The organism is Anoxybacteroides rupiense (assembly GCF_014196195.1).
GTDB lineage: Bacteria > Bacillota > Bacilli > Bacillales > Anoxybacillaceae > Anoxybacteroides > Anoxybacteroides rupiense.
In genome coordinates, this window is sequence record NZ_JACIDF010000007.1 from 155,640 (window position 1) to 180,957 (window position 25,318).

Annotated in this window: 26 protein-coding genes; 23 read left to right on the forward strand and 3 right to left on the reverse strand. The window is 45.4% G+C overall.

Going from position 1 to position 25,318, the window contains the following annotated elements; all coding sequences use genetic code 11:
• From GGQ95_RS12845 to spoIIQ, 14 genes are all read left to right on the forward strand, one after another.
• Positions 1 to 703, forward strand: a 703-nt coding sequence (locus GGQ95_RS12845) for an NADH-quinone oxidoreductase subunit C (protein ID WP_183186902.1), incomplete at its 5' end; no start/stop codon positions are given.
• 3 nt (positions 704 to 706) lie between these two features.
• Positions 707 to 1,807 (forward strand): NADH-quinone oxidoreductase subunit D, encoded by a 1,101-nt coding sequence (locus GGQ95_RS12850; RefSeq protein ID WP_044741558.1) that lies wholly within the window; start codon positions 707 to 709, stop codon positions 1,805 to 1,807.
• Positions 1,804 to 2,808, forward strand: a complete 1,005-nt coding sequence (nuoH, locus tag GGQ95_RS12855; protein ID WP_066150594.1) for an NADH-quinone oxidoreductase subunit NuoH — start codon at positions 1,804 to 1,806, stop codon at positions 2,806 to 2,808. The genes GGQ95_RS12850 and nuoH overlap by 4 nt, the downstream gene beginning before the upstream one ends.
• A gap of 30 nt (positions 2,809 to 2,838) precedes the next feature.
• Positions 2,839 to 3,258 carry an NADH-quinone oxidoreductase subunit NuoI gene (nuoI, locus tag GGQ95_RS12860; RefSeq protein ID WP_044741560.1) on the forward strand — a complete coding sequence of 140 codons (420 nt, stop codon included), beginning with the start codon at positions 2,839 to 2,841 and terminating at the stop codon, positions 3,256 to 3,258.
• On the forward strand, positions 3,255 to 3,767 hold the full coding sequence (locus GGQ95_RS12865) for an NADH-quinone oxidoreductase subunit J (RefSeq protein WP_183186903.1): 513 nt from the start codon (positions 3,255 to 3,257) through the stop codon (positions 3,765 to 3,767). The genes nuoI and GGQ95_RS12865 overlap by 4 nt, the downstream gene beginning before the upstream one ends.
• On the forward strand, positions 3,764 to 4,078 hold the full coding sequence (gene nuoK / locus GGQ95_RS12870) for an NADH-quinone oxidoreductase subunit NuoK (RefSeq protein ID WP_044741562.1): 315 nt from the start codon (positions 3,764 to 3,766) through the stop codon (positions 4,076 to 4,078). Before GGQ95_RS12865 ends, nuoK begins: the two co-directional genes overlap by 4 nt.
• Positions 4,079 to 4,173: 95 nt before the next feature.
• On the forward strand, positions 4,174 to 6,030 hold the full coding sequence (gene nuoL / locus GGQ95_RS12875) for an NADH-quinone oxidoreductase subunit L (protein WP_183186904.1): 1,857 nt from the start codon (positions 4,174 to 4,176) through the stop codon (positions 6,028 to 6,030).
• Positions 6,030 to 7,562 (forward strand): NADH-quinone oxidoreductase subunit M, encoded by a 1,533-nt coding sequence (locus GGQ95_RS12880; protein ID WP_183186905.1) that lies wholly within the window; start codon positions 6,030 to 6,032, stop codon positions 7,560 to 7,562. Before nuoL ends, GGQ95_RS12880 begins: the two co-directional genes overlap by 1 nt.
• A gap of 5 nt (positions 7,563 to 7,567) precedes the next feature.
• Positions 7,568 to 9,076: an NADH-quinone oxidoreductase subunit NuoN gene (gene nuoN / locus GGQ95_RS12885; RefSeq protein WP_183186906.1), complete on the forward strand. Its 1,509-nt coding sequence runs from the start codon at positions 7,568 to 7,570 to the stop codon at positions 9,074 to 9,076.
• A 279-nt stretch (positions 9,077 to 9,355) separates the two neighbouring features.
• Positions 9,356 to 9,592 (forward strand): DUF1146 family protein, encoded by a 237-nt coding sequence (locus tag GGQ95_RS12890; protein ID WP_044741566.1) that lies wholly within the window; start codon positions 9,356 to 9,358, stop codon positions 9,590 to 9,592.
• Between the two features lie 123 nt (positions 9,593 to 9,715).
• On the forward strand, positions 9,716 to 10,468 hold the full coding sequence (locus tag GGQ95_RS12895; RefSeq protein WP_183186907.1) for a YwmB family TATA-box binding protein: 753 nt from the start codon (positions 9,716 to 9,718) through the stop codon (positions 10,466 to 10,468).
• A gap of 31 nt (positions 10,469 to 10,499) precedes the next feature.
• Positions 10,500 to 11,804 (forward strand): UDP-N-acetylglucosamine 1-carboxyvinyltransferase, encoded by a 1,305-nt coding sequence (murA, locus tag GGQ95_RS12900; RefSeq protein ID WP_044741568.1) that lies wholly within the window; start codon positions 10,500 to 10,502, stop codon positions 11,802 to 11,804.
• A 196-nt stretch (positions 11,805 to 12,000) separates the two neighbouring features.
• Positions 12,001 to 13,035, forward strand: a complete 1,035-nt coding sequence (gene spoIID, locus GGQ95_RS12905) for a stage II sporulation protein D (protein ID WP_066150580.1) — start codon at positions 12,001 to 12,003, stop codon at positions 13,033 to 13,035.
• A 237-nt stretch (positions 13,036 to 13,272) separates the two neighbouring features.
• On the forward strand, positions 13,273 to 14,199 hold the full coding sequence (gene spoIIQ / locus GGQ95_RS12910) for a stage II sporulation protein SpoIIQ (protein WP_044741570.1): 927 nt from the start codon (positions 13,273 to 13,275) through the stop codon (positions 14,197 to 14,199).
• A gap of 130 nt (positions 14,200 to 14,329) precedes the next feature.
• Here the strand turns inward: spoIIQ and GGQ95_RS12915 are convergent, their stop codons facing one another.
• Positions 14,330 to 14,803 carry a BsuPI-related putative proteinase inhibitor gene (locus tag GGQ95_RS12915; RefSeq protein ID WP_183186908.1) on the reverse strand — a complete coding sequence of 158 codons (474 nt, stop codon included), beginning with the start codon at positions 14,801 to 14,803 and terminating at the stop codon, positions 14,330 to 14,332.
• A 257-nt stretch (positions 14,804 to 15,060) separates the two neighbouring features.
• Here GGQ95_RS12915 and spoIIID point away from each other — a divergent pair, with 257 nt between their 5' ends.
• The 7 genes from spoIIID (at position 15,061) to GGQ95_RS12950 (ending at position 19,512) form a co-directional block, all read left to right on the forward strand.
• Positions 15,061 to 15,318 (forward strand): sporulation transcriptional regulator SpoIIID, encoded by a 258-nt coding sequence (gene spoIIID / locus GGQ95_RS12920; RefSeq protein ID WP_027407999.1) that lies wholly within the window; start codon positions 15,061 to 15,063, stop codon positions 15,316 to 15,318.
• A 116-nt stretch (positions 15,319 to 15,434) separates the two neighbouring features.
• Positions 15,435 to 16,436 (forward strand): rod shape-determining protein, encoded by a 1,002-nt coding sequence (locus tag GGQ95_RS12925; RefSeq protein ID WP_044741596.1) that lies wholly within the window; start codon positions 15,435 to 15,437, stop codon positions 16,434 to 16,436.
• 116 nt (positions 16,437 to 16,552) lie between these two features.
• Positions 16,553 to 17,389, forward strand: a complete 837-nt coding sequence (locus GGQ95_RS12930) for a flagellar hook-basal body protein (RefSeq protein WP_183186909.1) — start codon at positions 16,553 to 16,555, stop codon at positions 17,387 to 17,389.
• Between the two features lie 24 nt (positions 17,390 to 17,413).
• A complete protein-coding gene (locus GGQ95_RS12935) occupies positions 17,414 to 18,262 on the forward strand; it encodes a flagellar hook-basal body protein (protein ID WP_183186910.1) in 849 nt (282 codons plus the stop codon).
• A gap of 16 nt (positions 18,263 to 18,278) precedes the next feature.
• Positions 18,279 to 18,521 carry a DNA-directed RNA polymerase subunit beta gene (locus GGQ95_RS12940; RefSeq protein WP_183186911.1) on the forward strand — a complete coding sequence of 81 codons (243 nt, stop codon included), beginning with the start codon at positions 18,279 to 18,281 and terminating at the stop codon, positions 18,519 to 18,521.
• A 108-nt stretch (positions 18,522 to 18,629) separates the two neighbouring features.
• Positions 18,630 to 19,067 (forward strand): 3-hydroxyacyl-ACP dehydratase FabZ, encoded by a 438-nt coding sequence (gene fabZ, locus GGQ95_RS12945; RefSeq protein ID WP_080859589.1) that lies wholly within the window; start codon positions 18,630 to 18,632, stop codon positions 19,065 to 19,067.
• A gap of 97 nt (positions 19,068 to 19,164) precedes the next feature.
• Entirely contained in the window at positions 19,165 to 19,512 is a 348-nt protein-coding gene (locus GGQ95_RS12950) for a hypothetical protein (protein WP_183186927.1), read from the forward strand.
• A gap of 247 nt (positions 19,513 to 19,759) precedes the next feature.
• Here GGQ95_RS12950 and GGQ95_RS12955 read toward each other — a convergent pair whose 3' ends face one another.
• Positions 19,760 to 20,824: an LLM class flavin-dependent oxidoreductase gene (locus GGQ95_RS12955; RefSeq protein WP_183186912.1), complete on the reverse strand. Its 1,065-nt coding sequence runs from the start codon at positions 20,822 to 20,824 to the stop codon at positions 19,760 to 19,762.
• Between the two features lie 491 nt (positions 20,825 to 21,315).
• Here GGQ95_RS12955 and GGQ95_RS12960 point away from each other — a divergent pair, with 491 nt between their 5' ends.
• Positions 21,316 to 22,173, forward strand: coding sequence for a Cof-type HAD-IIB family hydrolase (locus GGQ95_RS12960; RefSeq protein ID WP_066150557.1), 858 nt, complete (start codon positions 21,316 to 21,318; stop codon positions 22,171 to 22,173).
• Positions 22,174 to 22,356: 183 nt separating this feature from the next.
• Here GGQ95_RS12960 and GGQ95_RS12965 read toward each other — a convergent pair whose 3' ends face one another.
• On the reverse strand, positions 22,357 to 23,391 hold the full coding sequence (locus GGQ95_RS12965) for a substrate-binding domain-containing protein (RefSeq protein WP_066150554.1): 1,035 nt from the start codon (positions 23,389 to 23,391) through the stop codon (positions 22,357 to 22,359).
• Between the two features lie 774 nt (positions 23,392 to 24,165).
• On the opposite strand from GGQ95_RS12965, the gene GGQ95_RS12970 reads away from it, so the two are divergent.
• Positions 24,166 to 25,233 (forward strand): BtaManbiosPhlase, encoded by a 1,068-nt coding sequence (locus tag GGQ95_RS12970; RefSeq protein WP_183186913.1) that lies wholly within the window; start codon positions 24,166 to 24,168, stop codon positions 25,231 to 25,233.
• The last annotated feature ends 85 nt before the right edge of the window (positions 25,234 to 25,318 follow it).

The following is a 25,318-nucleotide window of genomic DNA, read 5'->3' on the forward strand; positions in this document are numbered from 1 at the left end:
AGGGGGAGACGCCCTAGAGCTAGCGAAGCAAAAGGCGGCGGCAGCGGCGAAGGCAAAAGCGGCGGCGTTGGCGAAACAGCAAGGCGATGGCAGTGATCATGAACAGGATCTTGCCAAAGAAAAGGCAAAAGCGATTGCTGCAGCGAAAGCAAAAGCAGCGGCAGCAGCGAAGGCAAAAGCGGCGGCAGGAGCAGCCGAAACCGCCAAGCCGGAGGAAACTCCATCGCCGAATCAACCGCTTCTTGATAAGTATATAAAGGTAATTCATGAGCATCTTGGGGAAGATGTCTTAGAAGCTGCCTATATTAACCGACTTTCCAAGGATGTGCCGACGCTTGTTGCCAAGAGAACGACCTATTACAAAGTCGCCCAGTTTTTAAAATATAATGAGCAACTAGGCTTCGATTATTTGTCGGAGCTCCATGGAACGGACTTTGGAACACATATGGAGGTGTATGTACATCTTTATTCTTATAAAAACGATCAGCCAGTCGCATTAAAAGTGAAGCTGGATCGCGATCATCCTGAAATTGAGTCGCTTGTTCCGCTTTGGCCAGGCGCGAATTGGCCGGAATGCGAGGCGTATGATTTGTTAGGTATTCGCTTCCAAGGACATCCTAATTTAATTCGCATCTTTTTAGGGGAAAATTGGGTCGGACATCCGCTTCGAAAAGATTATGAGCCATATGATGTGGAGGTGTAGCCGATGCTTCGAACAGAGGAAATGCTTCTTAATGTAGGCCCGCAGCATCCAAGCACACACGGCGTATTTCGTCTCGTACTTAAAATCGATGGAGAAATTATTCAAGAAGCTACACCCGTTATCGGTTATCTTCATCGAGGAACGGAAAAGTTAGCTGAGAATTTACAATATACACAAATTATCCCATATACCGATCGAATGGATTACTTATCGGCGATGACCAACAATTATGTCATTTGTCATGCTGTGGAGACGATGATGGGAATGAAAGTGCCAGATCGCGCGGAGTATTTGCGGGTATTGGCTATGGAGCTCGGCAGAATTGCCAGCCATTTAGTATGGTGGGGAACGTATTTATTAGACATTGGCGCCATTAGCCCGTTTTTATATGCATTTCGTGAGCGGGAGATGATTATTAATCTATTAAATGAATTATCAGGCGCGCGTCTCACGTTCAATTATATGCGTGTCGGCGGTGTAAAGTGGGATGCTCCAGATGGATGGATCGAGAAAGTAAAAGAGTTTGTGCCATATATGCGGAAGCAGCTGGCAGGATATCATGAACTGGTCACTGGAAATGAAATTTTTCGTCATCGCGTAATGGGCGTAGGGCGATATACAAAAGAAGAAGCGCTAAGCTATTCATTAAGCGGTGCGAATCTTCGATGTACAGGGGTAAAATGGGATTTGCGCAAAAACGAGCCTTACTCTATCTATGACCGATTTGATTTTGACATTCCAGTCCGTGAAGATGGCGACTGCTTTGCTCGCTATGAATGCCGCCTTGCCGAAATTGAAGAATCATTAAAAATCATTGAACAAGCATGTGAACAGTTTCCGGAAAAAGGGGAGATTATGGCGAAAGTGCCGCGCATTATTAAAGCGCCGCCAGGAGAAGCATTCGTCCGCATTGAATCCCCACGAGGAGAAATAGGCTGCTATATTGCTAGTGATGGAAAAAAAGAACCGTATCGTCTTAAGTTCCGTCGGCCATCGTTTTATAACCTGCAAATCCTTCCAAAGCTCTTAAAGGGAGAAAACATTGCGAATTTAATTGCGATTCTTGGCGCGATTGATATTGTACTTGGGGAGGTGGATGGCTGATGGAACAATTGCTGCGTTCTGTGCCTAGCTGGACGAATCTTGCTATCTTTTTCGGACTTGGTGTTCTTTTGCTCCTCGTTGTATTAGGGTTTGTTACATATGGTATTTTAGCGGAGCGAAAAGTCATGGGGTTTATGCAAGGGAGAATTGGTCCGAATCAAGTGGGGGGAAGATGGGGGCTTTTACAGACGGTAGCGGATGTTTTAAAGCTTCTCATCAAGGAAGATACCATTCCGAAAGCAGCTGATAGGCCACTATTCATTTTAGCTCCCGTTATTGCGTTTGCTCCAGCCTTTATGGTATTAGCTACACTACCTTTTACCGATTCACTTCAATTTGCTGATATTGGTGTTGGACTTCTCTACTACATTGCTGTGTCTGGATTATCAACGATTGGCGTTTTGACGGGAGCTTGGGCGTCCAATAATAAGTATGCGCTCCTTGGAGGCATGCGGGCAGCCGCACAAATGATTTCCTACGAAATTCCACTTGTGATGTCAGTGATTGGGATTATTTTATTAACGGGAAGCTTAAATCTAAACGATATTGTGGAAGCGCAGAAGCATGTATGGTACATTTTTATTCAGCCAATTGGGTTTCTCGTTTTTCTTATTGCTTCCGTCGCCGAGTTGAATCGAACGCCGTTTGACCTACCCGAAGCCGAATCCGAGCTTGTTGCCGGCTTCCATGTTGAATACTCTGGTTTTCGTTGGGCGTTCTTTATGCTCGCAGAATATGTATACCTTTTTGCCATGGCATCCTTGACCACTATTTTATTTTTGGGCGGTTGGCAGCCTGTGATGTTCCTTGGTTTTATTCCTGGAGCTATTTGGTTTTCACTGAAATTTAGCATCGTTGTTTTTGTGCTTATTTGGTTCCGCTCGACATTTCCGCGACTGCGAGCCGATCAGCTGATGGAATTTGGATGGAAGGTATTGCTTCCTGTTGCATTAGCCAACATTTTTATAACGGCGCTGATAAAAACGATTTTCTTCTCGTAACGAAAATAACCGGAAAAAGGGGTGTCCGTTGTGCTAGGATTAGCGAAAGGTTTAAAGTATACCCTCTCCAATTTAACGAAACAAAAGGTAACGTATGATTATCCGAATGAGCCATTGGCGCTTCCGGATCGATTTCGCGGCATTCAAAAATTTTATCCAGAAAAATGCATCGTCTGTAATCAATGTGCGGCTATTTGTCCGACGGACTGTATTCAGCTGACCGGAAAGAAGCATCCGGATCCCACTAAAAAAGGGAAAATTATTGATACGTACGATATTAATTTTGAGATCTGTATTTTGTGTGATCTCTGTACGGAAGTTTGTCCAACCGAAGCCATTGTCATGACCAATCATTTCGAGCTGGCGGAATATAGTCGTGACGCCTTGTTTAAAAACTTGGAATGGCTTGATGAAAATGATGAAAATGTGCGAAAGGGGAATAAACCGTGAGCGGTGAATATTTCGCATTTTTGGTCCTTGCGCTTGTTGCCATTTCTGGTGGTGTGCTCATGCTAAATGTGACAAAAGTGATGCATATGTTTGTTTCCTTGATTTTTACTTTTGTCAGCATCGCCGGAATATACATTCTTTTATCTGCGGAATTTGTGGCTGCTGTTCAAGTGCTGATTTATTCAGGGGCCATTACGATTATTATGCTGTTTGGCATTATGCTGACGCGCCATCAGGATGAAGGGAAAACGACAACGGGAGGATTTTGGCGAAAGGTGTTAACGGCGCTTGCTGTCTTTGCTTTTGGCGCAGCGGTATATGCTGGTATTTATCGTTTAGATTTCGGCGAGCAAGCGACGCATCTTCATGAAAAAAATGCAGAGCAAATCGGGATCGCGCTTTATTCAAAATATGTGATACCATTTGAAATTACCTCTGTGATTTTACTAGTGGCACTTGTGGGAGCGATTGTATTAGCGAAAAAAGAAGACGAGGAGGCGAAATCATGAGTACCGTTCCTTTGTCTGCCTACCTTGTGCTTGCATTAATTTTGTTTTGTATTGGGTTATATGGGGCATTAACAAAGCGCAATACGGTCATTGTGCTAATCTGTATTGAGTTAATGCTGAATGCGGTGAATATTAATTTAGTTGCTTTTAGTAAATATGGCGTGAATCCGAGCATCACAGGACAAGTTTTCGCTTTATTTACGATCACGGTTGCGGCAGCCGAGGCGGCTGTTGGATTAGCGATTTTAATGGCGCTTTACCGCAATCGGAAGACGGTCCATATAGATGAAATGGATTCGATGAAGCATTAGTGAAACAAGGGAAGTGTTCCGATACCATCAGTGGATGGCATGTTGAAAATGAAAAAAGGGCTATGGGCCCTTTTGATAAAGGGGATTGTGATACAATGATGGAAAACGCTTGGATCATACCGCTTTTCCCGCTTTTTTCATTCCTGATTTTGCTCGTGGCCGGAAAGAGCATGAAGGAAAGGAGCGCTTATATCGGAATAGCTGCCACGCTTCTTTCCTTTATCAGCGCAGCAATGGTGCTGATCGAACGATTTCATGAACCAACCTATCAGCTGCACCGGGAATGGCTTGCAATCGGTAAGGCTAGCATAGCCATGGGCTTTGAGATTAATGCATTGAACGCGCTTATGCTTGTTGTTGTTTCGCTTGTAAGCTTTCTTGTTCATGTTTATTCCAAAGGCTATATGCATGGAGACGACCGCTTTTCGGTGTTTTATGCCTATCTTGGATTGTTTACGTTTGCCATGCTCGGCTTAGTCATTTCTGACAATTTGTTGCAAACGTATATTTTTTGGGAGCTGGTTGGTCTTGGTTCCTTTTTGCTTATCGGCTTTTATTTTTACAAGGAAGAAGCAAAAGCAGCTGCCAAAAAAGCGTTTATTATGACGCGTATTGGCGATGTAGGTTTGCTGATTGGCATGATTTTATTGTTTTGGCAAACGGGAAGCTTTCAATATGATGATATCTTTGCTGCCGTTCAAGCAGGTAACGTTTCAGCAACGATGATAACGTTATGTGCCATTCTGATTTTTATTGGGGCGATCGGTAAATCTGGACAGTTTCCGCTTCATACATGGCTGCCGGATGCCATGGAAGGTCCGACGCCTGTATCGGCGCTCATCCATGCCGCTACGATGGTGGCAGCTGGTGTGTATCTCGTAGCATCGCTATTCCCGCTTTATGAAGCAAGTGAAACAGCGATGCTTACCGTGGCGGTTGTTGGCGGTTTTACCGCTATTTTTGCCGCGTCTATTGGCCTTGTACAAACAGATATCAAACGAGTGCTCGCATATTCAACCGTGAGCCAGCTCGGTTATATGATGCTGGCGCTTGGCTCTGGGGGATATGTGGCGGGAGTTTTTCATTTAACGACACATGCGTTTTTTAAAGCCTTGTTGTTTCTTGCTGCCGGCAGTGTCATTCATGCTGTGCACACGCAAGATATTGAGAAGATGGGCGGCCTTTGGCGCAAGCTGCCGTTGACCGCGCCGTTGTTTTTGATTGGAACGCTAGCCATTAGCGGAGTTCCGCTATTGTCCGGGTTTTTTAGTAAGGATGAGATTTTAGCGGCTGCATGGGTGCATGGGCATGTCGTGTTATTTTGGATCGCTGTAGTCGCCGCCTTTTTCACCGCCTTTTATATGTTCCGCCTCTTTTTCCTTGTGTTTAGCGGTGACGGGCGCAGTGAAGCGGGCGATGTTCATGAATCTCCGGCAACGATGACATGGCCTATGATCGTTCTCGGCATCCTGTCCATTGCCGCTGGATATGTAAATACACCGTGGTTTGGCCCATTCCTTGGCGACTTTTTAACAGGTGAATCCGCTCCTTCGCATGAAGAAGCTCCTTTATGGATCATGATCGTTGCCACAGCTGTATCGCTCGCCGGCATTTATCTCGCATGGCTGATGTACGGAAAGCGTTCGCTGGCACGGGATTGGCTTAGCTCCAAAAATTCGCTTACATATAACGTGCTGCTGAATAAGTATTATGTCGACGAGTTTTATCGTATGACCGTTGGTTATATGGTGAAAGTATTGAGCCTGTTTTTGCAGTATCTCGACCGCTTTATTGTTGAAGGCTTCGCCAATGTGCTGGCTGCTTTCATACGGGCGATCGGCACAGCGGGATCGAAATGGCAAAATGGACAGGTTCAATGGTATGGGGCGGTTACGTTTATCGGCTTGACGGTTCTGATCGTCATTCTCGCGTTTACGGGGGGGTATCTATAATGAACGAGACGTACTTCCTGTCATTGCTTATTTTTTCCCCATTGCTTGGCATGATTTTACTAGCCTTTGTACCAAAGGAGCAGGAGCAAACGATCAAATGGCTTGGTGTGTTGGGGACATTGCCATCGCTTATTTTAGCACTGTTTGCTTTTAGTCAATACTTAGGTGGATATGACTTAAACCGTTTAGCGGAAAAGCATGCCTGGATTCAGTTCGGGAAGTTTGCTTTTCTGTCCAGCTCAACGTTTACCGTGGATTACGAGCTGACGGTTGATGGTTTAGGACTTGTCATGATGGTGCTGACCGCGCTGCTAGCAACGCTGGCGGCCATTGCCTCCATTCATATAAAAAAAGAGTGGAAAGGCTATTTTATGCTGTTTCTATTGCTTGAGATCGGCATGCTAGGTGTATTTGCTGCCGGAAATTTAATCTTGTTCTTTATTTTCTTCGAACTGACGCTTGTTCCGATGTTCTTTTTAATCGGGAAATGGGGCTATTTCGAAAAAGAAAGAGCCGCATACAGCTATTTGATCTATAACGGAATCGGCTCGGCCATTTTGTTGCTTGTCATTTTAATTTTATTTGCGCGCACAGGGACATCCAACATTGCGCTACTAAAAGAAATGCTTCACAATCCGCAGGCAGCAGCCCAGATGATTGCGCCGATCTCGACCGATTTGCGATACGGCTTATTGATTGCCTTGCTCGTCGCTTTTGGCGTTAAATTGCCGATTGTGCCGCTTCATAGCTGGATGTTGCGAGTCCATGTGCAGGCGCCTCCAGCGATTGTCATGCTGCATTCAGGTGTGCTACTGAAAATTGGCGCGTTCGGTTTGATTCGTTTTGGCATGGGATTATTTCCTGAGCAATTTTATCGGCTGGCGGCCGTGATTGCGTTATTGGGGGTTATTAATCTACTATATGGGGCCTTTTTAGCCTTTGTCCAAGAAGATTTTAAAATGGTGCTGGCTTATTCTAGTATTTCGCATATGGGAATTGTTTTGATTGGGCTGGGCGCTTTGAATGAAGCAGGGATACAAGGCGCTATCTTTCAAGTCGTTTCTCATGGTCTGATCTCAGCGCTTCTCTTCTTGTTAATTAGTATTTTATATGAACGTGTTCAGACGACACAGCTTGGCCATTTAGGGGGGACAGCCAAAACAATGCCACTGGCCTCTGGCTTTTTATTGGCAGGGGCGATGGCTTCGCTTGGCTTACCTGGCATGTCTGGATTTATTAGTGAATTTATGGCGTTTTTAGGCTTATTTAAGTCAGCGCCCATCCTGGCTGCCATCGGTACGCTCGGAATAATTATGACCGCTGTCTATTTATTGCGAGCCGTTCTGAATATCACTTACGGAAAAGCACAGTCCAGAGTGGCGGAGGCAAACGTGTCAGATATTCATGCGATAGAGCTTATTCCTGTCCTTATATTGCTTGGTTGCATTATTTTAATAGGCATTTACCCCCATATTTTAGCGCAGCCGCTTAAAGCGCCGATTCAACTGATGATGAATGGGTTAGGAGGGTGAGAGACATGAGTTGGGACACACTTATGCAATACAAATGGGGAATCATGACGCCGGAATGGATCATTCTTGGCGTGGGAATTGCTCTCTCGCTCATCGACCTATTGATGCCGAATGATAAAAGCCGTCGGCCCCTTGGCTGGTTTGCGTTTGTTGGGGTGATCGTAGCGATCGTGTCGCTTGTGGCTCTCCTTCCTGTTCATACAACCACTATTTTGAATGATTCGTTTCGTCTTGATTCGTTCGGCAAGGCTTTTAAGTTGCTTTTATTGTTTGGCGCAGCGTTCGTGCTTCTGTTATCCATTGATTATCAGCCGCGCGAGGGCATGAAATACTATGGCGAATTCTATTATTTATTCTTAACCGCTTTGCTCGGTGCGATGGTGATGACATCAAGCGGCGATTTGATCACATTGTTTGTCGGCTTGGAGCTTTTATCGATTTCCTCTTATATTTTGGCCGGATTGCGAAAGGCGCATTCTTTGTCCAACGAGTCAGCGCTCAAATATGTGATTAATGGCGGGATTTCTACTGCCATTACCCTGTTTGGGATGAGCTATGTATTTGGTCTAACAGGCTCCACGAATTTGAAGAAAATCGGAATGCAGCTCAGTACACTGCAAGATAGCGGCCATCAATATGTATTGGCTCTTGCGTTTTTGTTGCTGTTGGTCGGTCTTTCATTCAAATTGTCATCCGTTCCGTTTCATATGTGGGCTCCTGATGTCTATCAAGGAGCGCCAACGCCAGTCACTGCTTTTTTAAGCGTTGTCTCGAAGACGGCAGGGTTTGTCATCGTCTTGCGTTTGTTTATTACCATATTTGCTGCTGCTCCTGCACAAGGAAAAGATCCATCCTCTATGCTGTTGTCGATGCAGGATTATATCGCTTTTTTGGCGGGAGCGACCATGGTGATTGGCAATGTGATCGCTTTAAAACAGCGTAATATCAAACGGTTATTTGCTTACTCAAGCATCGCCCATGCAGGTTATATATTAGTGGGGTTTGCTTCCATGTCTTGGGTGATGATTGACTCGATTTGGTTTTATTTAGCTGCTTATTTGCTGATGAATTTAGGGGCGTTTGCCGTGTTGCAGATCATTACAGATCAATCGGGATCGGAAGATATTAGCCAGTTTGCGGGCTTATATCGGCGTCATCCGCTTTTGGCGGTATTGATGGGGATTTTTATTCTATCTCTGGCTGGAATCCCTGGAACGGCCGGCTTCATTGGAAAAGTGCATATCTTTTTAGGAGCATTTGCGACGGATCCTGCTCACTATGTTTTAGCATCCGTGATGGTGGCGGCCACGGTTGTTTCCTACGTGTATTATTTCGGTTTATTTACACAAATCTTCTTTCGCCCGGCTGCTGTTCACGAACCGATCAAGCTGCCGATTGGCGCTGCTCTTGTCGTCCTTATTTGCGCGGTTGGCACGCTCGTTTTTGGCGTGCTGCCGGGGATGGTCTATCACTTTTTAGACCAGTTTCAACATTTTGATGATTTTTTGCATTAATATTACAATAAAGGAGGATGTACTCCCTGAGATTGTAGACAAAGTCAACATCGACTTTGTCTACAATCATTTTAATCTTCTTCATGGATGGAACGCTTGACAGGCAAGGAACGCAGCTGAGTGAAGAAGGGGAGTTCATGAGCGGACGATCGCGGCCTATGACGCAGGATAAAAGCGTTTGTCAACAAGTCTGGAGAGGTTAGAAGTAAGGAACTGTCAAGCTTTACACGCACAGGCGGGCGCTTTTCGCTTTTATATATGAGAAAGGAGTAACTGGAGATGATGGTAGGAGTAGGACAACAAGCTTTGTTAAGCATTATTTCCCATCTTGTGTTTATGGCTATTACATGGTGGGTACTGCAAGGAGTACATATTGAAAAGCTCTTGAAGCCGAATCGCATCATTCAAGCTCGCTTATTTTACATACTATTGACCATTGCGATCGGTTCGACTGTCAGCAATTTTTTCCTTGATTATTTTCTTTGGTCGAAGCAACTGCCATTCCTTTTTCAATAAAGAAGAGGCGTTGCGTTTTTTGTCAAAAAGGAAAAAATCTCTTTGTGATTTTGTCGACCGTTTTTGTGTATGTTCACTTCCAATCTGGCAACAATAAAAGCTAAGGAGAGGAAGTGAAACGGGATGATAAAGAGAAAAAATATGATCATGCTGGCAATGGCATTTGCCGTACTCATGATCATGTATCAATATTCTATCGGTGAAGCAAAGGGGAATGAGCCGCTACAAGAAATAAGAACAATGGCTCATGTTTTACAAGAAAATGGTGCGTCGATCCAACAATGGACCATTTACACAAGGGAGTATGCCCAAGTTATTGAAAATGATTCAGCGTTTTTAAAAAAAGCCAATGAATTAAAGCGAAAATTCCCAGCGTTTCGCTGGGTGATGGAATCAGATCAGCATGTTCAGAAAGTGACAGGCACGTATGAACATTCCTCCATGCAAGAAAAAATTCAACTCGTTACTACCGTTGCAAATGAAAAGCCCCAAACGTATATCCTCTATGAGCTAAAAGGATTTGGTTGGAGCGAACAAGTATGGGAAAAAATCAGTAGCACCATCAGACAAAAGTCATCTAAACTCTTTATGAAACAGCCGGTATTTTTCTCTTGTGTAAAAGGGGAATTCAATGATAAGATGGAAGGTGTTTTGTTAAAACAAGCTTACCATCTTTTACATGAATTCAACGCAACGCCTGTTGAGGCGCTTAAGGAAGGGACGTTTGTTTCCGTATCTGCATATACTGGGCAGTGGGAGAACGTTCTTCCAACCAAAACACATCCAATGAATATTCAGCTAGCTCTCAGACAGACAGGATTGGGCGGTCAGACGACTGTTGTCGTTGGAACCCCAATTATTACAATTGAATATTAATATAGAGAAATTGGACGCGGAGGGGAATACCTTGGAAAAAATCATCGTCCGTGGCGGGAACCGGTTGAGCGGCACTGTGCGAGTAGAAGGAGCAAAAAATGCCGTTTTGCCTGTTATCGCTGCAACTTTATTAGCAAGTGAAGGCAAAAGTGTAATTCATGATGTTCCTGCTCTCTCCGATGTATATACAATCAATGAGGTGCTGCGTTACTTAAACGCAGAAGTCAGCATGGAAGGAAATCAAGTGACTGTAGATGCATCCCGAGAGCTCAAGTTAGAAGCCCCGTTTGAATATGTGCGTAAAATGCGAGCCTCTGTTCTTGTGATGGGACCGCTGCTTGCGCGAAACGGCCGGGCTCGCGTCGCGTTGCCGGGCGGCTGTGCGATTGGTTCGCGCCCGATTGATCAGCATCTAAAAGGATTTGAAGCGATGGGCGCTTCTGTCAAGGTTGGCAATGGCTTTATTGATGCAGAGGTAACCGGGCGGCTGCGCGGAGCGAAAATTTACTTGGATTTTCCGAGCGTTGGAGCGACGGAAAATATCATGATGGCCGCCGTATTGGCTGAAGGAACCACAGTGATTGAAAACTGTGCGAAGGAACCGGAAATCGTCGATTTAGCTAACTTTTTGAATGCGATGGGCGCAAAGGTAAGAGGAGCCGGTACCGGAACGATTCGAATTGAAGGAGTTTCTGAATTGCAAGGGGCTGTGCATACAGTGATTCCGGATCGGATTGAAGCAGGTACGTTTATGGTTGCTGCTGCGATTACAGGTGGAAATGTTTTGGTGCAAGGAGCTGTTCCAGAGCATTTAAGCTCATTAATAGCGAAAATGGAAGAAATGGGTGTGACCATTATCGAAGAAGAAAATGGCCTTCGTGTGATCGGTCCCGAAAAGCTGAAAGCAGTTGATATTAAAACCATGCCGCACCCAGGTTTCCCGACCGATATGCAATCGCAAATGATGGCCTTATTATTGAAAGCCGAAGGCACGAGCATGATTACCGAAACGGTATTCGAAAATCGTTTTATGCATGTAGAAGAATTTCGCCGGATGAATGCGGACATCAAAATTGAAGGACGCTCGGTCATTATGAATGGCCCTTGCCGCTTGCAAGGGGCAGAAGTAGCGGCGACTGATTTGCGCGCTGCCGCTGCGTTGATTTTGGCAGGACTTGCGGCTGAAGGGTATACGCGTGTGACGGAGTTAAAGCATTTAGACCGCGGCTATGTCCGTTTCCATGAAAAGCTGGCGGCTCTTGGCGCAGACATCGAGCGTGTTCGTGAACAGGAGTCCACAGTGAATGAAGAGAAGCTAACGGACTTGAATATTTGAAGCAAAAAACGACCGTCAGCTACAGCTTACGTAGTGAAAGGTCGTTTTTATTTTTGACGGAAATCGACATCGGACTGTTGTCAGCTTCGTTCAAACAATTTGTCATATATACTTGTCCAAGCCCATACATTATGTAATAACGAGCACGCAAGCAGCTGCTTGCGCTTGAAAATTGGATATTGGAGGGCTCGGGAAAATGAAACGTGTAAAACTACTAATCGTACTAGCTTCTCTATTATTGATTGTGGTTCTGCTGATCCCGACACTGCTCGTCATTCCATTTACCGACAAGGTAGACGGAACGTTGGCGGAGGAGCTTCGAAAGCAGTCCATTTCTACAGAGCAAGAAAAGCCGAAAGGTACAACAGGTCCTCATGTGGAGGTAGCGGTATATCGGAGCAAGGAGAAACAAATCGAGCATATTCCGCTTGAACAGTATGTCATCGGTGTTGTCGCAGCTGAAATGCCTGCTGATTTTGAATTAGAAGCACTCAAGGCGCAGGCGTTGGCAGCAAGAACGTATATTGTCAAGCAGATGTTGAACGATCAGCCGATTAGCCTGCCAAAGGGAGCAAATGTGACGGACACGGTGATGCACCAAGTTTATTACAGCGACGATGAACTTAAACGGCTATGGGGAGCCGATTATAATTGGAAAATCAAGAAAATCACAGAAGCTGTTCAAGCGACAGAAGGACAGATTGTCACGTACAATAACGTTCCTATCGAGGCGTCTTTTTTTTCCACAAGTAACGGGTATACAGAAAACTCAGAAGCCTATTGGGGGAATGCTTTTCCGTACTTAAAGAGCGTAGCGAGTCCCTGGGATAAAGATTCTCCAAAATTTTATAATCAAACAGCGATGTCCGTTTCCGAATTTGAACAAAAGCTAGGTGTGACGCTTCCGAAAGACGGTTCAGTCGGTAATTTGCTAGGACGTACACCAGGAAAGCGAGTCGAGGCTGTTCAAATCAATGGAAAAAAACTGACAGGAAGAGAAGTGCGAGAGAGATTAGGATTAAAATCAACCGACTTTACGTGGATGCGCAAAGGAAACGAGATTATCATTACCACGAAAGGGTATGGACATGGAGTAGGCATGAGCCAATATGGGGCTAATTTTATGGCGAAAACAGGGAAAACATATGATGAAATTATCAAATATTACTACCGCGGGGTAAGCATTTCTTCTGCGACTGCCTTTTTAAACAAATTAACCGCGAAAAAATAAACCATCGATTCGCATTCAAAGCCTAAAAAGATCCATTCATTTGCGACTCATTCATGGGGGAATGGGTCTTTTCTTTTTGGTGTTGATCGCATAGACGAAACGGTTTCGGCTTCAGGTTTACAGAGCTTCTTTTTTTATGTATAAAAAGCGATTCTTTTCAAAAAATAAACGAAAAAATGTTTTTTGATGTATAGATTTTCCTCTTTCTGTTCAAAATGGTTGCTGAGGTGATGAACAATGAGAGAGGAAGAAAAGAAACAACCTTCTCCAATGAAACCAAGTTTAAAACGCGTGTTGCGCAAGCGTTGGGTATTTCCTGCTGTATATTTAACGAGTGCCGCAGTGATTCTAGCCGGAGTGCTTTGGTTCCAAAGCAATCATGATGAGCAGTCGCAAAAAGATGAATATGAATACAGCCAAGATGCTCCAGGAACTTCTTATAACGAGAACGATTCCATTCCGGTCAACGAATCTGTCGAACACATCTCAATGCCAGTTCTTGATCCGAACGCTGTCGAAGTCAAAACGCCTTTCTATGATTATGCCGCATCGAAAGAAGAACAAGAAGCAGCTCTCGTCTTTTATAATAATACGTATTATCCAAACCACGGCATTGACCTTGTAATGAAAGACGGAAAAGAGTTTGAGGTGACCGCTTCTTTAAGCGGTACAGTGACAACAGCGAAAAAGGATCCGATTTTAGGCTATGTGGTAGAAATCGATCATGATAATGGCGTGGTAACGGTTTATCAATCATTAGCCGATCTACAAGTAAAAGAAGGCGACACCGTGAAGCAAGGTGAAGTGATTGGGAAGGCCGGACAAAGCCAGTTTAACCAAGAAGCGGGCACTCACGTTCATTTCGAAATTCGGAAAGATGGAAAAACGGTCAATCCGCTTGACTATGTAGACAAGCCTGTGACATCCTTAACGGAATCCAACGCAGCGGAACAAAATGACAAACAGCAAACAGAAAATCAATCGGAAAACAATCAACTAAATAACCAATCTCAAAGCGACCAGCAAAATAATCAGGCACCAAGTGAACAAAACCAAAGTGAACAATCACAATCTAATGACCAATCAACAACAGATGAGAATAGCACGAATCAAGATTCTTCTTACAAAACGCCTGATTCCTCAATCGGAATGGCGCGAACATAAGGGAAAGGCCGTCTGAACCGCTCTCTTTTGATTCGATGAAATATCTCCTTTACGATCATGGGCGTCGAAGAGGAAGCGAGCAGATGGTATGAAATAAGCGGTACGAGCGATGAAATCGCCGTACCGCTTTTTAGTTGACAGAAAAAGACATGGTCGCTTTCGCCTCAGGCCATTGCGGGTCAGCCAACCACCACGTAATGGTATACTGTCCTTTTGGAAGCGGAGGCAATAGGTTGCGAAATGATAGTTCTTCCCCTTGCTTGAGAATGCGTTCCTCATATACGGGAGTAAACATCTTTCCATCACTGAATTGGAAAAATTTTTTTCCGTTGCGATACAAGATATAATCGTATGTTTGGCTGCTTGTAAAGGTCACCTTTTGTTCACGCTCTGTTTGATTTTTGACGCTAAATATGAAAAGATAACGCCCGTTTTGTTTTTGATAAGTCAACGATGGCTCAAGTGTGCCGGCGACGATGCGATGCTGTGGACCTTCCTCTCGCTGTTTGGCGATAGAGGGGATTGTCTCATTCCAAGGCGTCCATGCGATGCTTAGGATCAGGATGGACAGCAGCACACCAACGGCTTTTTTCTGCAGATTCATCTTTTCACCGCCTTTTTAGTTGATTTAATTATGTTATTCCCCATCTTATTGCAAAAAAATAGCATATCTGTACCATTTCCTTAATAAAATGTTACAAACTTATCAACTAACGGGAGTGTTTGAGGTGGGGATCGTCCATAACAGCAGGAATAAAGCCTAGGATGCTTTCGAATTGAACAAGAAGAAGTGCTTTTGATCAACCACGAAGCGAGTCTCATTTCACACTTCTCACATCCAATTTAGGGAGGGCGAGTGGTGTGCACGATTACATCAAAGAGCGTACTATCAAGATTGGAAAGTATATCGTGGAGACGAGAAAAACCGTTCGCGTCATCGCGAAAGAATTTGGCGTTTCCAAAAGTACTGTTCATAAAGACTTAACGGAGCGGCTTCCAGAAATTAATCCGGAGCTTGCCAATGAAGTCAAAGAAATTCTCGATTATCATAAATCGATTCGTCATTTGCGTGGGGGGGAAGCAACGAAGAAAAAATATAAGAAAGAAACGATTCAATAAATCTGGGTCTTCCTTGCTTTCAAATTTCGTAAAAATAGTATCAGTTTCCTATCTTCCTATGATAAAATAATCAATTAGGAGCAATTCGATGGATTGAAGCAAGGAGGAACCTAATGATGTTTGCGAGAGATATCGGTATTGATCTCGGTACAGCGAACGTATTAATTTACGTAAAGGGCAAAGGGATCGTGCTGAACGAGCCGTCCGTTGTGGCAATTGATACGAATACGAACAAGGTATTGGCGGTTGGGGAGGAAGCACGACGAATGGTAGGGCGTACCCCTGGGAATATCGTTGCCATTCGGCCGCTCAAAGACGGTGTCATTGCCGATTTTGACATTACCGAGGCGATGCTAAAACATTTCTTAAACAAGCTTGATTTAAAAGGATTTTTTGCGAAGCCGCGCATTTTAATTTGCTGCCCGACGAATATTACTTCTGTCGAACGAAAGGCCATTAAAGAAGCGGCAGAAAAAAGCGGCGGCAAAAAAGTGTATTTGGAAGAGGAACCAAAAGTCGCGGCGATTGGCGCCGGCATGGATATTTTCCAGCCGTACGGCAATATGGTCGTCGATATTGGCGGTGGCACAACCGATATCGCCGTTCTTTCGATGGGAGATATCGTCACCGCCTCTTCGATTAAGATGGCGGGGGACAAGTTTGATATCGAAATTTTAAACTATATCAAACGGACGTACAAGCTATTAATCGGAGAGCGCACGGCGGAAGAAATTAAAATGAAAGTGGCAACTGTATTCCCAGGTGCACGCGCAGAAGAAATCGATATTCGCGGCCGTGATCTTGTTACAGGATTGCCGCGTACGATTACGGTTCGTTCAGCTGAAATTGAAAAGGCGCTGCATGAGCCGGTTGCTGTCATTGTCCAAGCGGCCAAAAGTGTTTTAGAGCGTACGCCGCCTGAATTGTCGGCAGACATTATCGACCGCGGAGTGATTTTAACGGGCGGAGGCGCGCTTTTACACGGAATCGATCAGCTGTTATCCGAAGAATTAAAGATACCGGTATTAGTGGCCGAAAATCCAATGGATTGTGTAGCCATCGGAACCGGTATTATGCTCGACAATATCGATCGCGTGCCGAAGCGAAACTTTGTATAACGGCATGCTATACGCGAATAGGTAGTGTTTTTCTTCACGGTACCTATTCGCTTTTTCATTGGTTTGGCGTATAATAGGAGGTAAGTATGGACATTGAACAAATGAGGTGACAATCGTTGTTGCGCGGATTTTATACAGCTGCTGCCGGTATGCTAGCTGAGCAGCGCCGAGTGGAGATGCTAACAAACAATATCGCCAATGCCAATACGCCGGGGTATAAGGAAGACGAGGCCGCATTGCGCGCTTTTCCAGAGCTGTTGCTTTCACGGGTGCAGGAAACGACGACGCCAACAAGCGATCCCGCTTCACGGCTTCATCGTTCTCCGGTCGGCTCTATTCATACAGGCGTCTATATGCAGGAACTCATTCCGAATTTTTTGCAAGGGGATGTGAAAGAAACGGGGCAGCCTACCGATATCGCGTTAGTGGATGGGACGGTTCCGATCGATGCGCAAACGGGGATGAAGGGTGCGCTCTTTTTCGTTGTCCAAAACGCCAATGGCGACATCCGTTATACAAGAAACGGCAATTTTACGCTTGATGCCGAAGGCTATTTAACGACAAATGAAGGCTATTATGTTCTTGATGAAAATAATCAGCGCATTCGTTTAAACGGAACGGATTTTGCAGTCGCTCCCGATGGGACGATTACGGAAAATAATGCTCGTGTCGCTCGCTTGAATGTGGCCTTTGCTGCTAATCCGAATACGGTTGTGAAAGAAGGAAACGGATTATTCCGCAACGATAATGGACCGCTGCCAAGCGCTGTCGACAATCCCAATGTTACATATGAACTGAAGCAACGTTTCCTCGAACGGTCAAATGTTGATGTCACTCGTACAATGACCGATATGCTCTCGGCTTATCGTTCATTTGAAGCCAATCAAAAAATCTTGCAGGCATATGACCGAAGCATGGATAAGGCGGTAAATGAAATTGGCCGCCTCAAATAACGAGAGAGAAGAGAGGTAGGGCTTATGCTGCGTTCGATGATCACAGCCGCTAACACGATGAATCAGCTTCAACAGCAGCTGGATGTCATCAGCCATAATATCACCAATAGCAATACACCGGGATTTAAGCGCCGTGAAACGAATTTTTCTGAGCTGCTGGTTCAGCAATTTACCAATTTGCCAAATGATCAAGCGAACCGCTTGACTCCTGCTGGTGTCCGCCGCGGTGTCGGCGCCAAGCTGGGTGAAACGAATCTTGTGCTAAAGCAAGGCGCCTTGATGCAAACAGGCCGTCCGCTAGATGTCGCCTTTGCTAAAGAAGGGCAGTTTTTTCGCGTTCTCATCAATCATCAAGATGGGACAAGCACGATTGGTTATACACGGGATGGGGCGTTTTACTTGAGTCCATCAGAAGCGGATCCAAATGAGCTTATGCTTGTGACAAGCGACGGGTATCCGGTTCTTGATCGAAACAATGAACCGATTCTTGTTCGCGACGGCTTTCAAAAGATGACGATTACGAATACAGGCACAATCCAAGTCACAGACGCGAACGGAAATGTGTCGCAAACTGTAGAGCTAGGCGTAACGAGCATTTTGCGTCCGCAGCTATTGCAGTCTATTGGCGATAATTTGTTGGCATTTCCGGATTTGGCGCAGCTGGGGGTAGGAGAAGCTGATGTGGCACAGGATATGATCGGCAACATGCGTTCACAAATTCATCTTCAACAAGGAGCGCTTGAGCAATCCAATGTCGACTTAGGAACGGAAATGACCGATTTGATGCTGACTCAACGCTCCTATCAAATGAATGCGAAGTCCATCTCCATTTCGGACCAAATGCTTGGACTGATTAACGGAGTCCGCTCATAATGAAGGAGATGAAGCGATGGATGAACAACAACGTCAGGAAGAAAAGCAACCGAAGCGGCGCTGGAGACGGTCCCGCACTCGCTTGTTTCCGATTTGGTTCCGTCTTTTGCTTGTGCTCGTGTTGGTGGTGATCAGCACGGCTGCTGGCGCCATGATTGGCTATAGCGTTCTTGGCGATGGCAAGCCGCTTGATGTGTTAAAGCCGGCGACATGGCAGCACATCGTCGAGATTGTGACAAAGGATGTGAACAGCAAGTAGCCGTTACGCTAAACGGCATCTGCTTATGAATATACGGTCTCGCGCGCGCGGCTTGTGATGCGCTTTCATCGATGTCGAGGAGCAGAGAAAATCAAAGGAGGCATATAGATGTTTGATATCCAGCAAATTCAAGAAATCATCCCGCACCGTTACCCTTTTTTATTAATTGATCGAATTTTAGAGGTTGAAGAAGGAAAGCGGGCCATCGGTTTGAAAAATGTCAGTGCGAATGAGCACTTTTTTGTCGGCCATTTTCCTGAATATCCGGTGATGCCGGGCGTTCTTATTGTCGAAGCGCTGGCGCAGGTTGGAGCCGTTGCGCTGCTGATGAAAGAAGAAAATCGCGGCCGTCTCGCTTTTTTTGCCGGCATCGATAGCTGCCGATTTAAAAAGCAGGTCAAGCCGGGCGATCAGCTTCGCCTAGAAGTCGAGATTATCCGCAGCAAAGGAGCCATCGGCAAAGGACGCGGCATTGCGACAGTGGATGGAGAAATCGTCTGCGAAACCGAAATCACCTTTGCTCTTGGCGAAAAGAAAGACGCGTAAATCGACCAGTCATGCATGAAATTCTCCTTTCTGGATAAGATAAGCAAAGATGGGTCTGAAACACTTATCAATGATCGACAGAAAGGAGAAAAGAATGATGAAGAGACAAGCTTTGCTCATTCGGCTGTTTAGCGTATTGGTCGCCATGGCGCTGGCAACAGGATGTAATGCCAACCGCGACAACGATACGCAAAATCCTCCGCCACCGGCCAACAATGAGACAAACGATATCCAAGATCGAGATGTGAATCCGGCAGACGACATCAACCAAAACGATGATGTCGATAATGATAACAACGTGCCGAACCATGATACCAACTCATTGCCTCCTGGCGATGATACAAACAATGGACCTGGCGATGACGAGAACGATACCGTTCCGGATCCAGAAGATGCTGTTGAAGACCCTCAGGATACCAACGACAGAGACAATCGAGATGAATAATCGAAAAACCGCCTCCTCAGGGCGGTTTTTTTGTTGAAAGAGATGGAGCAGCCGAGCAGCTGACGTAACTTAACATGTGAGAATATGAACTCAATGGATCAGATAGACAAACAACACGCTTCACAGAACCGCAAGCGGGTTTGGAAAACGGCGTTGTTCAGAGCTTTTGTGTTGGCGTGTGGAAGGCCCATCGCCACCTGCTTTTGACCGCAAGTATTGGCGAGTGTCATTGGCTCTATAGCTGGATTTAGATCGTTTCTTCTTTCTGTTCCGCTTCCCAGCGGTCAATTTCCTCACGAACGATAGGCGCTACTTCTTTTCCAAGCAATTCAATCGCTTTCATGACATCTTCATGCGGCATGGAGCCAACCGGTACGTGGAGCATAAAACGCGTAATCCCCACATTTTTGCGGAGAAAAATAATTTTTTCCGCTACGGTTTTCGGATCTCCCACATATAAGGCCCCCTCCAGTCTTCGGGCCGCATCAAATGTCTCTCGAGTGTATGGAGCCCATCCGCGTTCTCTTCCGATGACATTCATGGCATACTGGGTGGACGGGAAAAATTTTTCCGCAGCGATATCCGTATTTTCCGCGATAAACCCATGAGAGTGCGAAGCGACCGTTAATTTTGCCGGATCGTGGCCATATTGTTTCGCCGTCCGCTTATACAACTTCACAAGTGGCGCAAAATGCAGCGGGCTGCCGCCGATAATGGCCAAAACGAGCGGCAAACCGAGCATGCCGGCGCGAGCGACAGATTCCGGTGTTCCGCCGCTGGCAATCCAGACAGGCAGCGGATTTTGGACAGGGCGCGGATAAACGCCTCGATGTTGAATGGCTGGCCGAAATTTTCCGCTCCAGGAGACTATTTCTGATTCGCGAATGTTTAACAGCAACTCCAGCTTTTCGTTGAAAAGCTCGTGGTAATCTTCTAAGTCATAACCAAACAGCGGGAAGGATTCAATAAAAGACCCCCGTCCTGCCATGATTTCCGCCCGTCCGTTTGAAATCGCATCGACGGTTGAAAATTGCTGGAAGACTCGAACGGGATCATCAGAAGACAGGACGGTGACGGCGCTTGTCAGGCGAATGCGCTTGGTCAGTGCGGCCGCTGCCGCTAAAATAGTAGCTGGACTCGAACTGGCGTAGTCTTTCCGATGATGTTCTCCCACTCCGAAAACATCAAGCCCGACTTGATCAGCCAATGTAATCTCCTCAATTACTTCCCGGATCCGTTCGGCATGGCTGATCGTCTTGCCCGTATGGACATCCGGGGTTGTTTCGACAAATGTAGTGACACCTATCTCCATTTTTTATCCCTCGCTTATGTTCTGTATAGTCTGACATTATCATAGTAAACGTCTCAGCTCAAATCAATCACCTTGTTTATCGCAGGCGGTTGATCCCTCCTCCTTGTCTGCCAAGCGTTTTCCAGACAACCGAACTCGTTCGTGCGTGGTGGAAGATGATTGTTGGAGAGCAGTTACCGTTTCTTTTGCCCTTGTGTTATTTTTCTTTTTTGTCGCTCATTCCATCGTTTCTCATGGCTTGATTGGAAGCATTGATGGGCTTGCGGGAGCCTCATGATTGGCACGATTGAGCCAAACGCGATAAAATGAGAGCATCACCATAAGTTGTAGGTAGCCAACCATGAGTATCGTGAAGCATGGCTGATGGTTTGATAGGATTGGATTTCTGCTTTTGCCTAAGCAAGGCTCGGCATTCTTATATGAGATCATGAATGACCTCTGTTGGTGAGATTGGATGAACGAAAAGATAGGAAAGGCGTGGAAAATAAACAATGAAATTAATAGCGATTGATATGGATGGAACGCTGTTAAACAGCGCAGGAAGGGTAACCGCTGAAAATGCGGCAGCGATCAAGCAGGCACAAGCTCAAGGGATCGAGGTGGTTATTGCGACGGGGCGCACGTATTATACAGCCAGCGGTCCGTTAAGAGAAGCGGATCTTCGCGTTCCCATCATTTGTTTGAATGGGGCTGATGTCCGCGATCAGGATGGACGGCAGCTGACGCGTATCCCGCTTGACGCTTCGTTGTTTCTTGAAGTCGATCAAGCATGCCAAGAGCACGGCGTCCACTTGGAAGTATGCACGAATGAAGGCATTTATTCCAAAAGCAAGGAGAAATCGTTGCAGATCCGGCTGGATATCGCTCAGAGCGCGAACGAACAGGCTGATGAGGAGCGTGTAAGGCGGCAGTTTGCCGATTATATCGCTTCCGGGTATCTGCGTTGGACGGATCACTTTCAGCCATTGTTGGACCGCGGGATTGACATCTATAAGCTTCTCCTTTTTTCCTTAGATCAAGAAGCGCTCGCCCATGTTAAGAACACATTTATAGCATGTGAAGCGCTTTGTGTTACATCGTCTGCCCATCACAATCTTGAAATCAATCATCGCGATGCGCAAAAAGGGATCGCGCTCGAAAGATGGGCGGCAAAACGAGGAATCGATATGAGCGAGGTCGTGGCGATTGGCGACAATTTAAACGATCTTTCGATGCTGCAAAAAGCGGGGAGAAGCGTCGCGATGGGCAATGCGGAAGAAGAAGTGAAGCGCATCTGCCATTGGGTTACTAAAACAAACAACGAACACGGCGTTGCTTATGCGATACGTGAAATGCTCCAAAATATCTAAGGGCGTTGGGAAGGGCTGCAGCGATCGAAGCTGAGCGGCCTGGTTTGTTTTTTTTTCTCAGGAAGCCCTATTTTTAGCGGCATTTGCGAAAGTGGGAGATGCATGGCGGTCACAGAACGTGAATGTCTGTGACCGCAAACCTTTTATCTACATACCGTTTCAAGGCAGAGATTTTTTGAAAGATTAACTGCTTTTATTCACGATTTGTTTTGGAGCCGGAGCGGTCGATTCCCGTTTAATCAGCTTGGAAGAAAGCAGCATCTCCTGGAATGGCTCGTGGGGATGCTCCATTCTCCAGAAAAGCTGTTCGACTGCCCGTTTCCCGTAAAGCTCTAGGTCAATATCGACCGTTGTTGTTTTCGGAGTTGAAATTTTTGATAATTGTCCATTATCGTAGCTGCATATGGATGCTTGCTCTGGAACGAGAATCCCTTGCTGTCTCAAGCCGGAATTGACTAAAAACCCGAGTCCGTCGTTGACGCAAAACCATGCGGTCGGCTGCTGCTTCAATTGGCGGATATAGCCGAGGATCGTCTCTTCCTTTTCTTCGGCATCTGTAAAAAGAAACGCGGGATTCGGTTCCATCCCATAATCTCTGAGCGCGAGCAAATATCCTTCGTACCGTTCTTCATAGCTCGGCGAATAATCAATATCGCCGACAAACGCAATATCGCGATGGTTTAATTCAATCAGATGCTGAACGGCGACATAGGCGCCAAAACGATTGTTCGTGAGTACCGCATCGGCATGAATATTGGGATGATGGTGATCGACGAGAACGGTCGGAATGCCCGTCGAAATCACTTTGTTGATATAGTCTGTGCTGATGTGGGAAAGAATTAAAACGCCATCGACTGTTTTGTTTTCAATAAACGCCGGCAGGATGAGCCGGTTTTTTTGTTCTTGATGAATCGATTGGATATGCAAATGCATGCCGCGTTTTAACACTTCTTTTTCAATGCTTAAATAAATTTCGCCAAAAAAATTTTTAAATGAAAAGGCGCGGTCAGAGGCAATCAGCCCGATGTTTCCCGTCCTTTTTTGGCTGGTTTGCTTTCGGGAGTCAGGATATTGATACCCCATTTCTTTCGCTACGCGCATCACAAGCTCGCGCGTTTCTTCACTGACCCCATCTTTCCCTCGAAGCGCCTGCGAAACAGAATTTTTCGATATGTTTAACCGATCTGCGATATCTTGCATCGTAACTTTCTTTTTCATTTTTCACACCTACTATCTTTCTGCAGTTTAGCGATACACACGCGGGCCATTCACCTTGCTGAGATGGGAGGGCATCAATCATGACCTGTTCACTTAAACCAAGCGCCAAGTGTAGGAGCCTATTAATGATTCCATTCAAATCGCTTGATTTTTAGCTGTTCCATCCGCTGGACATGTTGATCCATCATGCTCTTCTCGAACCATGAATGCTTTGCGGACAGATGGTTTGGCCCCCTCGCTCTTGTTCGAGGGAAGAGGCGGAAAAGCTGGTGTTCCCTCAGGTCATTCTACGTTTTTCATCAAATAATCGCTCACCAACATGTATTGAAAACGGCTGGGATGGTTGTCATTCATTATTATAAGCCGGAAAGCGGCTGACAGCTATCCTGCAATTTGTCATCGTCCTCTAGTAAGGAAAGGAGTCGTTTGTAAATAAAAAAATAACATAAATGACCTAACATTACAATAATTATTAATAACGTTACAATATTATTTGTAATGGTAAGAAAGTCTATTATATAAAATAAAAGTTCATTCGTAAAATTCATAAAAAAGTATTGACGAGCAAAACAAAAGGTGAAATAATTTATTGAAAGATTACAAAAATAAAGTAATCAATTACAAATCATTTTGTAACGTTACAAATAATTTCTTTACTGTTTGTTAAGCGCTTTCATTTTCTTGGGTTATGAATGTGTTTCCCAGTCGCCTTTGGTAGAGGAAAAAGCTGTTATGACCGTGTATCAAAGATCATCAGTTTGGAGGAATGGATGTATGAATGTTTATCGCTTTCCGGAAAACCCGCTTATCACCCCAAAAGATGTGAAACCTTTTCACGATCATCATGAGGTGATAGGGGTATTTAATGCAGGAGTCGCTAAATACAATGGGGAATTTTTGCTGCTGCTTCGGGTGGCCGAACGACCAATCAGCCAAGACACTCAGCTCGTCAAAGCACCCGTCATTGATTTTTCAAACGGCGAAGGGAAGTTAAAGGTGATTGAACTGCATAAGCAGGATGCCCGATTTGATTTTTCTGATCCTCGTGTCATTGCCTATAAAGATTCTGCGCGCGGAGTCGCTTATTTAACATCGATATCGTATATTCGCATTGCCCGCAGCAAAGACGGGCGTCATTTTACGATTGATGACAAGCCGTTTATTTATCCGGAAACCAAACGGGAAGCATGGGGGGTAGAAGACCCGCGCGTTACGCAAATTGGCGATACGTATTACATTCAATATAGTGCGGTATCGGCAGAAGGAATTGGCGTCGGGCTCGTCTCTACAAAGGACTTTGTCACTTATGAACGATTAGGATTGATGCTTCATCCGGAAAATAAAGATGTCGCGATTTTCCCTGAAAAAATTAACGGAAAGTATTACGCCTTGCATCGTCCGGTACCAAAAGGAATTGGCAGGCCGGAAATTTGGATTGCGGAATCGGATAATTTGCTGTACTGGGGAAACCATCAATATTTGTTGGGGTTGAGCGAGGACGGCTGGGATAATGGCCGGATTGGCGGAGGAGCCGTTCCGTTTAAGACGGATAAGGGATGGCTGGAAATCTATCATGCTGCGGATCGGCATGACCGCTATTGTTTGGGGGCGTTGCTTCTTGATCTGAATGATCCGACTAAAATTCTTGCAAAAACAGAGGAGCCGATTTTAGAGCCGCAAGCCGATTACGAAAAAAACGGGTTTTTCGGCAATGTTGTCTTCACTTGCGGGGCATTGCTGGAAGGAGATAAAGTGATCATTTATTATGGCGCGGCTGATGAGGCGATTGCGGGTGCCGAGCTCAGCCTGAACGAAATGATGGAAAAGTTAGTTTACATGTAATCAAGTCTCTCATTCTCGCGAATGGATCCATGGTGAAAAAGGCAACTTTTTTTGTTGTCTTTTCCATTATAAAATTTTAGTTTTG

Coding starts and splice junctions, on each gene's coding strand:
- GGQ95_RS12970 (WP_183186913.1), top strand. CDS start 24,166: ATGAATGTTTATCGCTTTCCGGAAAACCCGCTTATCACCCCAAAAGAT.
- GGQ95_RS12880 (WP_183186905.1), top strand. CDS start 6,030: ATGAACGAGACGTACTTCCTGTCATTGCTTATTTTTTCCCCATTGCTT.
- GGQ95_RS12895 (WP_183186907.1), top strand. CDS start 9,716: ATGATAAAGAGAAAAAATATGATCATGCTGGCAATGGCATTTGCCGTA.
- fabZ (WP_080859589.1), top strand. CDS start 18,630: ATGTTTGATATCCAGCAAATTCAAGAAATCATCCCGCACCGTTACCCT.
- GGQ95_RS12935 (WP_183186910.1), top strand. CDS start 17,414: ATGCTGCGTTCGATGATCACAGCCGCTAACACGATGAATCAGCTTCAA.
- spoIIQ (WP_044741570.1), top strand. CDS start 13,273: ATGAGAGAGGAAGAAAAGAAACAACCTTCTCCAATGAAACCAAGTTTA.
- GGQ95_RS12965 (WP_066150554.1), bottom strand. CDS start 23,391: ATGAAAAAGAAAGTTACGATGCAAGATATCGCAGATCGGTTAAACATA.
- nuoL (WP_183186904.1), top strand. CDS start 4,174: ATGATGGAAAACGCTTGGATCATACCGCTTTTCCCGCTTTTTTCATTC.
- GGQ95_RS12950 (WP_183186927.1), top strand. CDS start 19,165: ATGAAGAGACAAGCTTTGCTCATTCGGCTGTTTAGCGTATTGGTCGCC.
- nuoK (WP_044741562.1), top strand. CDS start 3,764: ATGAGTACCGTTCCTTTGTCTGCCTACCTTGTGCTTGCATTAATTTTG.
- GGQ95_RS12850 (WP_044741558.1), top strand. CDS start 707: ATGCTTCGAACAGAGGAAATGCTTCTTAATGTAGGCCCGCAGCATCCA.
- GGQ95_RS12915 (WP_183186908.1), bottom strand. CDS start 14,803: ATGAATCTGCAGAAAAAAGCCGTTGGTGTGCTGCTGTCCATCCTGATC.
- GGQ95_RS12955 (WP_183186912.1), bottom strand. CDS start 20,824: ATGGAGATAGGTGTCACTACATTTGTCGAAACAACCCCGGATGTCCAT.
- GGQ95_RS12890 (WP_044741566.1), top strand. CDS start 9,356: ATGATGGTAGGAGTAGGACAACAAGCTTTGTTAAGCATTATTTCCCAT.
- nuoN (WP_183186906.1), top strand. CDS start 7,568: ATGAGTTGGGACACACTTATGCAATACAAATGGGGAATCATGACGCCG.
- GGQ95_RS12940 (WP_183186911.1), top strand. CDS start 18,279: ATGGATGAACAACAACGTCAGGAAGAAAAGCAACCGAAGCGGCGCTGG.
- GGQ95_RS12960 (WP_066150557.1), top strand. CDS start 21,316: ATGAAATTAATAGCGATTGATATGGATGGAACGCTGTTAAACAGCGCA.
- spoIID (WP_066150580.1), top strand. CDS start 12,001: ATGAAACGTGTAAAACTACTAATCGTACTAGCTTCTCTATTATTGATT.
- GGQ95_RS12925 (WP_044741596.1), top strand. CDS start 15,435: ATGTTTGCGAGAGATATCGGTATTGATCTCGGTACAGCGAACGTATTA.